This window comes from Treponema sp. UBA7567, from assembly GCF_002476655.1.
Classification (GTDB): domain Bacteria; phylum Spirochaetota; class Spirochaetia; order Treponematales; family Treponemataceae; genus Treponema_D.
On the sequence record NZ_DLLH01000023.1, the window covers coordinates 30534 to 42793 of the forward strand.

The following is a 12260-nucleotide window of genomic DNA, read 5'->3' on the forward strand; positions in this document are numbered from 1 at the left end:
CCAGAAACCGCCTAAAAGCCGAATTCTGTTTTTTTAATTCCCGGGAACCGCGCGTAATTTTGCACAGCGACATTCCAAATTTTCTGGCAATTTCGCGTTGTGTAGTGCCTTTGTCGATTTCCTTAACCAAAAGCCAGCGGGTCGCAAAATCCCTCATTTCTGCAGGAGTAAAAAGGCAGCCGAAAAAATCATAAATCGTCTGTGGATCATTGTTTTTTGCAATTAAATTACACATTTCGCGCAAACCGTCATCAAGCAGAGCATTGCGTTCGTTTTCTGAAATTTCGTTCTGTTCCATAGAAACAATTATCTTACAAAAACGGCAAAAGGTCAAATTATCAAAATTTTGGAGCGCATTTTCGGTCAAGCCGGCTCTGCACGGTTCCGCTTCCGCTGCATTTTTGCGGCAATTTCGCAAAGCTCAATCACCGCAAAAACTTACGCCGTTCCGATCCGGGCTAAGATTTTCCTTAAAGCAGAATTTTTTTACAGACAAAAACACCGGACCTTGTGTCCGTCTTCCAAAACCGTCCATTCCGGCAAAGATTTCTGGCATTTTTCTGTTTTTTTCGGGCAGCGGTGAGCAAAAGGACAGCATTTCAAAGCTTCCAAAGAACTTTTTACCTCACATTCATTCTTAAACGAACTTTTTCCGCCTTCCGCTCCGGCAAATAAAAGTTTTGAATACGGATGCAAAGCCGTTTTGTAAAAATCTTCGGCATTTCCTTCTTCAACCAAAACTCCGCGGTACATTACGCCGATTTTGTCGCAAAAATAACAGCTTACGCGCAAGTCATGGGCAATAAAAAGACAGCTTAAATTTCTTTTTGAGCGGATTTCCTGCAAAAGATTTAAAATCTGTCCCTGAATCGAAACATCAAGAGCAGAAACAACTTCGTCGCAAATTAAAAGCTGCGGCTGCATCAAAAGTCCGCGCGCAATAGAAATTCTCTGCCTCTGTCCACCAGAAAATTCCGAAGGTCTGCGCTCAAGGTCAGATTTATCAAGACCGACCTCCTCTAAAATTTCTTCCGCCAGTTTTTTCAGTTCTTCTTTTTTTATTCCTTTTTTTTCGTACTTTAAGCCGTCTGTCAAAATCGAAAAAACTGTCATTCTCGGATTTAAAGAACGCGCGGGATCCTGAAAAATATATTTTATCAGTGAAGAACCCTGCTCATTTTCGCTTTTTTTATTTTCTGAACTTTTAAAGATTATTTTTCCGCTGTCCGCCTTGTACATTCCGACCAAAAGTCTTGCAACCGTAGATTTTCCGCAGCCGGACTCGCCGACAAGACCGTAAGTTTTTCCGCGCTCAATTTCAAAACTCACATTGTTAAGCGCATAAACAAACCTGTCTTTTCTGGCAAAAAAGCCAGATTCAAGCGAAAATTTTTTTGTCAGATTTTTTACTTCGAGAATATTGTCTTTTTTTTCTGAAATTTTTTCATTCATTCTGGCTTTTCTCCATCCTCCGAAACAACATAACACTCGTTTTCTGGAATTTTACACTGCTCTTTTGCAAACGGACATCGAGGAGCAAACGGACAGCCGGGCTCAGGTTTTGCAGGATCAGACACACGTCCCGGAATTGAAGAAAGTTTTTTCTCAGAATAATGCATTCCAAAATGCGGAGTCGAAGCAAGCAGCGCTTTTGTATAAGGATGCTTTGGCGAATTAAAAATTGTCCGGCTTTTTCCCATTTCCATGATTTTTCCGCCGTACATTACAATCATTCTGTGGCTTAGCCGGGCAACAAGTTCAATATTGTGGCTTATAAAAATAATTGAAAGTCCGCGCGTTTTATTCAATGTGCGCAAAAGTTCTTCAATTTGAGCCTGAATCGTAACATCAAGAGCTGTCGTTGGTTCGTCCGCAATCAAAAGTTCGCAGTTTTGAGCAAGAGCAAGGGCAATTCCAATACGTTGAAGCTGTCCGCCGGAAAATTGATGCGGAAAATTTTTCAAGCGATTTTTTGCATCTGTAATTCCAGTTTCTTCAAGAAGCGAGCAGGCTTTTTCATCAGATTCTTCTTTCGTAATTTTTGGTTCAAGATTTTTTAGAGTTTCAAAAAAGACCGAGCCGATATTTTGCAGAGGATCAAAGGCCCGCGAGCTTTCCTGAAAAATCATTCCGATTTTTTGTCCGCGGATAAACCGCATCTGGGAATTTTTCAAAGTTGAAAGATCGATAAATCCGTCCGAAAAACCGTCTGTTTTTTTGGGAGTTTTTTCAAAAATTTTGCGGCAAAGCTCTTCATCATTTCTGCAATTAAAATAAATATGTCCAAAAACCCTGGCATTTAAAGGCAAAAGCCCCGTAATTGCAGTTGTAGAAACCGATTTTCCAGAACCAGATTCGCCTACAATTCCCAAAATTTCGCCTTTTTTTACGTCAAACGAAACTCCGCGCACAGACTGAACATTCACTTTTTGCTTTCCACGCTGAATTAAAAATTCAACCCGAAGATTCCTCACGCTGAGCAGATTTTTTTCATCGCCCTTAAAAAATTCATTTTTTTGTCCGTTTTCTTTCGATTTTTCTGAACGAATTTTTCTTCTTTTGAAAACAACGCTGTACGGATCAAAATAATCTCGTAGCGCATCTCCAAAAAAATTGAATGCGAGAGTTACGCCCAAGAGTAAAAAAACAGGAATCAAAAGCCACGGAAAATTTTTAAGATTCGACAAGGTTGAAACTTCGCGGTTTATCATCGAGCCCCAGCTTACAGCAGGATCTGCAATTCCAAGACCAAGATAAGAAAGAGTTGTTTCGCTCATAATAAAACCTGGAATTGAAAGAGTTGTGCTTACAATCAAAAGGCTAGAAATTTGAGGAATTATGTACTTAAAAATAATTATTAGCGAAGGGATTTTTTCAAGCTGAGCGTTCTGAACAAATTCTTCACGTTTTATCGAATGAACCATTCCGCGAAGAGTACGCGCGCTGCCTGGCCAGCCGACAAGACTCAAAATCAAAGTGATTATCATATAACTCTGGCCAGAATCCATGCTTTCGTTTAAAAGCGAGCGCAAAAACAAAATCAAATAAAGGCTCGGAATAAGCATAAAAAATTCCGAAAAGCGCATCACCGTCCAGTCGACAATTCCTCCAAAAAATCCTGCAAAACCGCCAAATACAATCGCCAGAAAAAGGCTTATTGCGCTCGCAACAAACCCGATTGTTAGCGAAATCCGGCTTCCATAAACAATCCGGCTGAACATGTCGCGTCCAAGATTGTCTGCTCCAAGCAAAAAAACAGGATAAGTTTCGCCGGTCAATTCATCAGCCTGAGTTCCAAAAAGGTGGCGTTCTGTCGGAAAAATTCCCAAAAGACGATATTTTTCGCCTTTTACAAAAAAGTGAATTTTGTAATTTATTCCCTTTACCTTTGCGTACTGCCACGAAGATGGATTTAAAACGCGGAATTCGCGTGCGACAAGACCTTTTTTTGAAAATTCAACATTTGCAGGATGAAAAGTTCCTTCTTCAAAACTTTTTGAAGGTGAATAAGGAGCAATAAATTCCGCAAAAATCATAAAAAGATACAAAATCAAAATAAAAATCACAGAAACAAGGGCAAGAGGGCGGATTTTTATGTAATCAAAAAATTTTTTCATCATTCTTTTCCATAACGGATTCTAGGATCAACGACAGCAAGCAAAATATCGCTTATTACCATTCCGACCAAAACAAGAGCCGAAATAAACATGCTGTTTGCCAAGACCAAATTTACGTCCTGCTGCATGACAGCCTCATACATAAGACGGCCGATTCCAGGATAAGAAAAAATAATTTCGAGAACGAGAGAACCGGAAAAAAGTCCGGCAAGAAGATTTGCGCTTCCGGTTATGTAAGGATTGAGAGTATTTCTAAAAGCATGTGAAAGATAAACACGTCTCTCAGAAATTCCACGGGCACGGATTGCCATAATGTAAGGAAGCCCCATTTGATCGAGCATTGTCGAGCGGATTGTACGCATAGTTCCGCCAACTCCGCCTAGAAACGAAGCCAGAAGCGGCAAAAAAATATGATGAACATAGCTGAAAACAAATTTTCCAGGAGCGTCAGAAAAAGGAAAGTCTGGATAGGCAGTTACAGGAAAGAGCGAAGTTGCCGATGCAAAAAGCTGAAACAAAATCAAAAGAAGGATTCCAGGAAAAGCGTGAAAAAACAACGCAAAAAAAGTCGCCGCAACGTCTGTTTTAGTTCCTGCCTTGCTCGAAAAATAAACTCCTAGCAAAAACGAAAAAATCGTAATAAAGACAAGCGAAACCAAATTCAACGTAATCGAATTTACAATTCTGCTTTTTATCAAAAAACTCACCGGAGCACGGCTTATGAGGCTTACTCCAAGGTCATGATTTACAATAACGCGTTTTAGCCACTTAAAATATTGAATTGTAAACGGCTGATCCAGCCCCATTTCCGAGCGCAAAATCGCCATCTGCTCTTCATTAAAAACTTTGTTATTTGCAGTGCTTGCTCCGCCAGTTCCGGAACTCTGGCTCATAATCTGCTGTTGCATCATCTGATCGACAATATCTCCTGGAGCAAGCGCCATTAACGCAAAGAGCGCCCAGCCAAGCAAAAAAAGAATTACGAGCATTGTAACCAGACGTGTTAAAATAAAAGAACCAAGCGGAAATTTTGCTTTTAAGGAATATGCAGCTTCAAAAAAAACTTTTAATTTTTTCACAAAAATCTCCCGCAAAAACTCACTCTATTTAGAATGAGATTCGATATAAAGTTTTTCTGCAGGCTTAAGCTGCTCGCAAATAATCTTTTCGATTTTTTCTGGAAGCTCAGCCTGCTGTTCGCGCGAGAGATCCGCAGTCGGAATCGGATCATGCACTGTTATATAAATCGTATTTCCGCGGCTTATCGTTTTTTTTTCTTCAAAAACCTTATATGAGCCTTCAATTGTCAAAGGCACAATCGGCGACTGCGACAAAAAGGCAAGTTTAAAACTTCCTGCCTTAAATTCATGATGCAGACCGCCTTTTGAACGAGTTCCTTCCGGAAAAATCACCTGCGAATATCCTTTTTTTACATTTTCCGCAGCATCGCGAATAGCCTTGACCGAAGCGCGTGGACTTTTTCTGTCCATCAAAGTACAGTGCAAAAAGCGCATCCAGTCTTTTATCAGCGGAATTGAACCAATTTCTTTTTTTGAAACAAACGAAATAAATTTTGGAACATAGCCATAAATCGAAGGAATATCCATATATCCCTGATGATTCGCAACAAAAACCACAGCAGAATCTTTAGGAAGTTTTTCAAGTCCATTTACGACAACCTTGGTTCCTGTAACTTCGCAAACAAAACGCGCCCACTGCGGCACAATATCCGCCAGAATCGCATCCATTTCTGCGATTTTTCCCTGCTTTTCGAGTTTTAAACACTGATGCCGAAGTTTTTCCCTCTTAAACATCCAGGCAAAAATTTTTATAATCGTAATCAAAATTTTAAACATAGGTGAATCCCCTTAAAATGCAAAAAAAAATAAAAACAAAATCAGTATATCTGTAAAAATCCGTTTCGTCATTATTTTGACAATCAGTTCTGCCAATCATCTCAAAAAAATATGAGTGGTTTCTGCACCGCCAACATTGTCAAAATAAACATTTCTCAAATCCCAGCGGTTATTCAGCGCATAAAACGAACGTCCGCGCACAAGATAAATTACAGGACACTGCTCAAGAATAATTTTCTGGTATTCGTCCCAATACGGCTTTGCTTTTTTTTCATCAACAATACAAGACGCTTCGTTATAAAGCCAGTCAATTCGTTTTTCCCAGTCAGTTGCAGGAGTTTTTTGAAGCGGATACCACATATGAAGGTTTCCGCCGCTAAGCCAGACATTCGAGCCTTGAGTCGGAAAGATTGTTCCGCCGCTCAAACCAATAATCAGGCTCTGCCAGTCGTAAGTTGACGTAAGTTGCTCGACAAGACGCTGAAAATCCGTCTGACGCACATTCACCTCAATACCTTCCTTTTTGCACTCATCTACAATTATTTGCGCAATATCCGACAAAGTGTTGCTTGAAGAAACAATCGTCAAATCAAATTCAACTTTATTTCCGTTCTGGTCATACAAAAAACCGTCGTCTTTCTTTTTAAAGCCGGAAGTTTCCAAAAGTTTTTGCGCATGAGCGTGACTAAATCTATATTGAAGAAAAATTTCTTCGTTATAAAATTTATTTGCCGCTGGAAAGAATGAATATTTGGGCTCGGCAAGCCCTCGGTAAGTTTGACTTATAATCCGTTCACGATTTAAAAGACAGCTCATTGCCTGCCGGAATTCTTTTTTTGTAAACCATTCATAGTATTTTTTGTCAGAATTCTGGGGGTTCTGGTTAAAAGTCCAAAATGCAGCGTCAAGATTTCCTGCGCTCGAAAAAACAGAATATCCGTTTTCGCCAAAATTGTCCGCTCCATTTACAAGATTTTCAAGCTGCTCAGGAGTTGGCGCGTATTCTTCAATTTTTCCCTGCTTAAACAAAAGATAAGAAGTATTGTTGTCCGCCACAATCTGACAGATTTTTTTGTCTGGATAAACAATCGGCTTGCCTTCGGCATCTTTTTCCCAATAATCAGGATTTTTTTCATAGACAATTCTCTGTCCAGGAGTGTATTGTGTTAAAAAATACTTTCCGCATGAAGGAATTTTTTTCGGATCTTCCGCCACGCTAAAAATCTGCCTTAGAGCAGAAACTCCGCCGCTGTCCTTTGCCTTTTTGTAAATAAATGCGGGACCAAAACTCATATTTGTTGCCAAAATTGGCTCCGCCACAATTCTCGGAAAATGAAAAACAAATTTTCGTGAATCAATTTTTTCAATTGTAATTTCTTTTTCGCTTCCGTCTGGCATAGCCATAAAACGCGAATTGTACGCCGACGAAGCGCATTCTTCATCACCGTAAATTTCATCGTACCAAAAAACAACATCATCGCTGGTAATTTTTACTTTTTGCTGCGAATCGCCGTAGAAACTCCAGTAAATGTCATCACGCAAAGTGTAAATTACATCGAGAGTTCCATTCTTTTCGTCAGTAGAAATTTCAAAATCCGCAAGCCTGGCCTGCCATTCACGTTTTACATAATTGTAATCGACAAGGCTGTCCGTAAGATAACTTAAAATTCCGGAAGTTGCGGCATCGCGTTCTGCGATCAAAAGATTAAAACTTTTTGGGTCGGCGGAAATTGTTCCATTCCAAACTCCGCCATTCTTTCCAATTTCCCATCCTTCATCTTTAAAAGGCTTATTAATTGTTTTTGAGAGAATTCCGTCGGAAGCACTTGAGCGAAAGGCATCTATTTCTTCAAGCGTCATTTCAGGATATTTTTTGCAGCCGGAAAAAAGCGAAGAAAAACAGAAAATCGAAAATAAAAAAAATTCTGCGCAACTTTTCATAACGAGAAAATTGTACTGGGAAGATTTGAAAATTGCAATTTTTCAAAACCGCAAAAAATTGTAAAAAATTGCAATGAATTGAAAATAAACGCAAAAAACGCAATAATGTTCTATATTTTTCACAAACAAATTCATTCAATAAATCTCAATCAAACCAAGGGAACCGCCAGCTTTTTATTTTTGGAGATGCCCCTCAAGCCATTGACTTTTATTCACGGAGAAAAAAATGTACAAACCAGAGCTGATTTACTCTCTAAAAGGCTATTCTCTCAAAAAATTCTCGCAGGATTTTATTGCAGGAATCATCGTTGGAATCGTAGCGCTCCCTCTTTCAATCGCTTTTGCAATTGCTTCAGGATGCAGTCCGGAAACTGGACTTTATACGGCAATCATTGCAGGTTTTTGTATTGCAGCGTTTGGCGGAACAAAAGTTCAAATTGGAGGTCCGACAGGCGCATTCACCGTAATCATCTATGCAATTGTAAACAATCCGCAGCTTGGATTTTCAGGACTCGCAACTGCGACAGTTTTGGCAGGAATTCTTCTTATTCTTCTCGGAGCATTAAAACTCGGCGGGCTTGTAAAATTTATTCCATATACGATTGTTGTCGGTTTCACAGCAGGAATTGCAGTCACAATCGCAACAGGTCAAATAGGCGACTTTCTTGGACTTTCTCCGGAATTTCCAATGACAGTTTTGGGAAACGAATACACAAAAATGCCTGGAACCTTTTCTGGAAAAATTCTTGTTTACGCTTCTTCGATCAGCACAATAAATTGGTATTCATTTATTATGGCTGTCTTAAGTCTTGCAGCAATATTCTTGTGGCCGAAAGTTACAAAAAAAGTTCCTGGAAGTTTAATCGTAATTATTCTAGCAACTGTAATTCACATTTTTCTGAACAAAAAATTCGGTTTACAGACAGTTTTAATCGGCGACAGATATAAAATTCCTTCAGGACTTCCATCTCCAAAACTTCCAGCCCTCGACTTACTAACAATAAAAACCGTTTTTCCTACGGCAATTTCGATCGCAGTGCTGGCAGCGATTGAGTCTCTTCTTTCTGCAGTTGTTGCAGACGGAATGATTGGCTCAAAGCACGACTCAAACAACGAACTTATCGGCCAGGGAATAGCAAATATTTTAAGTCCTCTTTTTGGCGGTCTTCCAGCTACAGGAGCAATTGCCCGGACAGCAACAAACATCAACAACGGCGGACGAACTCCAGTCGCAGGAATAGTTCATGCGGTCGTTCTTCTTTTGATTATGGTTTGCTTTGGACAATATGTTGAATATATTCCTATGGCGGCACTTGCGGCAGTTTTAATGCAAGTAGCGTGGAATATGGCAGGAATTCCGGCGATTCGTTCGCTCATAAAAGGTCAAAAATCAGACATTACAGTCCTTGCAGTAACTTTCCTTCTTACAGTTTTTGTCGACCTTACTTATGCAATCGGTGTTGGACTTATGTTTGCGGCATTCTTCTTTATCAAAAAGATGATTGATTTGTCAGAAGTGCAGTCAGGAAGCCGCACTGTTGTCGTTGGAATAAAAGGAAACGGAAGCGAGGAACATATTGAGCTTCCAAAAAGCGTAATGGTTTACGAAATTGACGGACCTTTGTTTTTCGGAACAGTACGAAAATTTGAATTTGCAATGGAAAGAGCCGGGGCAGACGTCAAAGCGATTATTTTTAGAATGAGAAATACGCTCTATCTCGACGCCGGAGGAATTCGTGCTCTTACACAGGCAAAAGCTGCCTGCGACAGAAAGGGAATTCAGATAATCCTCTCAGGAATTCACACACAGCCTTACATGCTCTGCGAAAAAACCGGCATGGCAGACAAAATCGGCCGTGAAAATATTTTTGACAATATTGAAGCCGCATTAAACCGCGCAAAAGAAGTTACAGAAAAAAAGTAAAATTTATCTCTAAAGAAATACATTTTTTTTGAAGTTTCAAAAACAGGTAGAAAAAATGACAAAAGCTGAAAAAAATACTGAAAACCAGAACAAAAATTCAAATTCGGAAAAAATCGAAAATTCATTTGAATACAGACTTGCAAAAGAACAGACTCTCGTTTATATCTGGCGCTCAGTCATGCAAGAATACATTTACAAAAATCAGGACATGCAAAAATTTTATGAACAGACAAAAGAAATTGCGCCTGCACGTTCGGATTTTTTTGTAAACTGGTTAAAGGCTTTTGTCGCAACAGCAGAACTCGACTTTAACGCTGCCGCAGAATTTTACAAAAACGCATTCGATTCAGTTTCTCAGGCAGAAGAATACACAGGCAGATTTGTCCAGCAGGCATTTACCTTTTTTATGTACACGGAAAATAAAAAACAGGCTCTGAAAGTCTGGGAATACGGTGTTTCAAAAAAAATGGTCGCTCCTTTGGACGAAACTTTCTTCAAAAATTTCAACGAAAAAGAGCAGTTTTGGACTCAGTTTGCGCCAAAAATGTTCAAAAACGAAAAACTGGCAGAAGAAAAAGCAATTGCCGACTACAAGCCAAATACGAAAGACAAACTTTTGTCAGCAATTCAAAATCCTGACTTTAAAAAGTTCAAAATAGCGGCAAAAAACGAAGATTTGAACACCCATCTTATAAAAGGAATCTCTCCTCTCTATTTTGCAATCCAGACAAAATCAACAATAAAAGGCGGAAGCAGTTCTTATGCAAAAGGAATGGCAGATTTCCGAACAAACCAGCTGCTTTCAAGTTTTGACCTAAGCCGTGCAAGCAAGGAACGTCTTGAAGAAGCATTTTTGACTGTAAGCCACAGCATGAAGCAAACTTACATAGAATCAGGACTTGGAAAAATCATGTTCTACGCATATTATTGCCACGACGAAGAAATTGAATCAAAACTGAACGAGTTGAACAAAATAATTGACTTTATAATCGCCTCAACAAAAAATCCAGATGAATTCAAAATCAATTCTGGCGCAAAAATGTCAAACACCGCGCTTTACCTCGCCGCCGAAACCGATGATGCAGAAACTGCAAAAATGTTAATTCAAAAAGGCGCTGCCACAAACAAGGCAAATGGACGTGCAGATTTTTCATTTACAAAAAAAGACGGAACAAAAGTTCAGACTTCAATTCCAAACACATTCATTTACAGGCTTATAAGTTTTCACAGCTGGAATACGCTCGAAATGTTTTTGACAGATTTTCCAGAAATTGCAAAACCGCAGATGACAGAAAAAACAGAAACTTCGAACGTAACTCCACTTGTTTTTTTAATTTTGACTTTAGTTTACGGTTCAAAAAACGAAAAAGTTTTCGACCAAAATAAAAAAATTACGGACAGTCTTCTCCCTCTTTTTCAAAAATGCGGAGCAAAACTCGAACAGAATACGGCATTTGGAACAGCAAAAGAACTTCTGGGGCTTTAATAAAGATGAAAAGTCTGGAGAGAAGATTTATTCGGCAAAAAAATTTGCCTTTTAGTAACTTTCATCATTATATTTTATTTTAGAGTTAAAGTTAAATAAGGTAAAATAATGCAAAATATAACTAAGGAAGAAATAAAGCTTCCCGAAATAATAGAAAAAACTCTGTCAAATCCGGAAGATGTTTACAAAATCGCAATTCAGTTTCAGCAGATAATGATGATTTACGAAAGCGCAACCAAACAGCTTGAAACTAAACTTGACATTCTAAATAAAGAAAATAAAGTTACTGGCCGCAGAAATCCAATCGAAACTGTAAAAACGCGAATCAAAAGTCCACAGAGCATAGCTGGCAAACTCGAAAAAAAACATCTGCCGTTCAACTTTGAATCAATGACGAAAAATCTCAACGACATTGCAGGAATTAGAGTAATCTGCCCTTATATTTCCGACATATACAAAGTCCGCGACATTCTTTTAAAACAGCCGGACATAAGTTTAATTGAAGAAAAAGATTACATAAAAGCTCCAAAAGAAAGCGGCTACAGAAGCCTTCATCTTGTTGTTGAAGTTCCAGTTTATCTTTCGGATACAACCCACAAAGTAAAAGTCGAAATCCAACTCCGAACAATTGCGATGGATTTTTGGGCAAGTCTTGAACATGAACTGCACTACAAAACCTCGACAAAAGTCCCGGAAAGCGTGCGCAGAGAACTATTCCGCGTTGCAGAAACAATTGCCATGACAGACCGCGAGATGGAAGAAATCGCCATAGAATTACAACAAATGGATTAAGGCTACAATCGGGACTCTGTAAAAAGACAATTATTTTTTTCCAATCACTGATTCGACAAGTTCTTCTAAATTTCTGTCGAGAATGTAATCTGTTTTTTCAGGTTCGCCTTCTATGTGGAAAGTTCCGTCTTCACTTTCAACAATCGCTTTTGAGCTTATCGAAGTTAAGTCGGTAATATTGTTTTTTGCCTGTGCAAATCCAGCAAACACAAACGGATGTGTCGCTTCCTGATTAGAAAGAGTTTCTAAAGTTTCTAGTTCTTCAGCTTCTTCCCGTTCATCTACCTTTTCAAATTCTGGCAAATTTTTAGACTCTTCTGATGTTTCTAAAAAGTCAGTCTTTTCCTGCTGTTCTACAATTTCATCTTCTGGCATTTGCATTTTTTGTTCTTTTTCGTTGTTATCCTCGTCTTCGTCCAAAAATGAAAAGTCTATTTTTTCAACTTTAAAATCTTCTGCAACCTCAAAGTCTTCATCAGAATCCACAATTTTTGGTTTTGGACTGCCAAAATTCAATTTCTCCCCGTCAGCAAATTGAATTTCAGTGTCGTCCTCATTTTCGATTTCATCAACCGGCTCAATTTCATCTGCTGCGCTTTCGATTTCATCTACCGGCTCAGCGCCATCTACACTTTCAACTTCGT

Annotated in this window: 10 protein-coding genes; 3 read left to right on the forward strand and 7 right to left on the reverse strand. The window is 39.0% G+C overall.

The window, feature by feature from the left end; all coding sequences use genetic code 11:
• The 6 genes from B3Y13_RS02495 to B3Y13_RS02520 form a co-directional block, all read right to left on the reverse strand.
• Positions 1-298 (reverse strand): Trp family transcriptional regulator (locus tag B3Y13_RS02495; RefSeq protein WP_296692506.1); only part of this gene is annotated, 298 nt, incomplete at its 3' end.
• A 188-nt stretch (positions 299-486) separates the two neighbouring features.
• Positions 487-1452 carry an oligopeptide/dipeptide ABC transporter ATP-binding protein gene (locus B3Y13_RS02500; RefSeq protein WP_296692509.1) on the reverse strand — a complete coding sequence of 322 codons (966 nt, stop codon included), beginning with the start codon at positions 1450-1452 and terminating at the stop codon, positions 487-489.
• Positions 1449-3617 (reverse strand): dipeptide/oligopeptide/nickel ABC transporter permease/ATP-binding protein, encoded by a 2169-nt coding sequence (locus B3Y13_RS02505; RefSeq protein ID WP_296020333.1) that lies wholly within the window; start codon positions 3615-3617, stop codon positions 1449-1451. The genes B3Y13_RS02500 and B3Y13_RS02505 overlap by 4 nt, the downstream gene beginning before the upstream one ends.
• Positions 3617-4696, reverse strand: a complete 1080-nt coding sequence (locus B3Y13_RS02510; RefSeq protein ID WP_296020292.1) for an ABC transporter permease — start codon at positions 4694-4696, stop codon at positions 3617-3619. The genes B3Y13_RS02505 and B3Y13_RS02510 overlap by 1 nt, the downstream gene beginning before the upstream one ends.
• Positions 4697-4720: 24 nt before the next feature.
• Positions 4721-5473, reverse strand: a complete 753-nt coding sequence (locus B3Y13_RS02515; RefSeq protein ID WP_296692514.1) for a lysophospholipid acyltransferase family protein — start codon at positions 5471-5473, stop codon at positions 4721-4723.
• A 96-nt stretch (positions 5474-5569) separates the two neighbouring features.
• Positions 5570-7414, reverse strand: coding sequence for an ABC transporter substrate-binding protein (locus B3Y13_RS02520; protein ID WP_296692517.1), 1845 nt, complete (start codon positions 7412-7414; stop codon positions 5570-5572).
• A gap of 226 nt (positions 7415-7640) precedes the next feature.
• On the opposite strand from B3Y13_RS02520, the gene B3Y13_RS02525 reads away from it, so the two are divergent.
• The 3 genes from B3Y13_RS02525 to B3Y13_RS02535 all read left to right on the forward strand — a co-directional run bounded on the left by B3Y13_RS02525 (position 7641) and on the right by B3Y13_RS02535 (position 11616).
• Positions 7641-9338: a SulP family inorganic anion transporter gene (locus B3Y13_RS02525; RefSeq protein WP_296666756.1), complete on the forward strand. Its 1698-nt coding sequence runs from the start codon at positions 7641-7643 to the stop codon at positions 9336-9338.
• A 55-nt stretch (positions 9339-9393) separates the two neighbouring features.
• Positions 9394-10824, forward strand: a complete 1431-nt coding sequence (locus B3Y13_RS02530; protein WP_296020302.1) for an ankyrin repeat domain-containing protein — start codon at positions 9394-9396, stop codon at positions 10822-10824.
• Between the two features lie 108 nt (positions 10825-10932).
• On the forward strand, positions 10933-11616 hold the full coding sequence (locus tag B3Y13_RS02535) for a GTP pyrophosphokinase (RefSeq protein ID WP_296666753.1): 684 nt from the start codon (positions 10933-10935) through the stop codon (positions 11614-11616).
• Positions 11617-11646: 30 nt separating this feature from the next.
• Here the strand turns inward: B3Y13_RS02535 and B3Y13_RS02540 are convergent.
• Positions 11647-12260 (reverse strand): hypothetical protein (locus B3Y13_RS02540; RefSeq protein WP_296692522.1); only part of this gene is annotated, 614 nt, incomplete at its 5' end.

What these genes read in the sequence shown, in the direction of transcription:
- B3Y13_RS02535 (WP_296666753.1), top strand. Translation starts at nt 10,933, where the DNA reads ATGCAAAATATAACTAAGGAAGAAATAAAGCTTCCCGAAATAATAGAA.
- B3Y13_RS02525 (WP_296666756.1), top strand. Translation starts at nt 7,641, where the DNA reads ATGTACAAACCAGAGCTGATTTACTCTCTAAAAGGCTATTCTCTCAAA.
- B3Y13_RS02530 (WP_296020302.1), top strand. Translation starts at nt 9,394, where the DNA reads ATGACAAAAGCTGAAAAAAATACTGAAAACCAGAACAAAAATTCAAAT.
- B3Y13_RS02500 (WP_296692509.1), bottom strand. Translation starts at nt 1,452, where the DNA reads ATGAATGAAAAAATTTCAGAAAAAAAAGACAATATTCTCGAAGTAAAA.
- B3Y13_RS02505 (WP_296020333.1), bottom strand. Translation starts at nt 3,617, where the DNA reads ATGAAAAAATTTTTTGATTACATAAAAATCCGCCCTCTTGCCCTTGTT.
- B3Y13_RS02520 (WP_296692517.1), bottom strand. Translation starts at nt 7,414, where the DNA reads ATGAAAAGTTGCGCAGAATTTTTTTTATTTTCGATTTTCTGTTTTTCT.
- B3Y13_RS02515 (WP_296692514.1), bottom strand. Translation starts at nt 5,473, where the DNA reads ATGTTTAAAATTTTGATTACGATTATAAAAATTTTTGCCTGGATGTTT.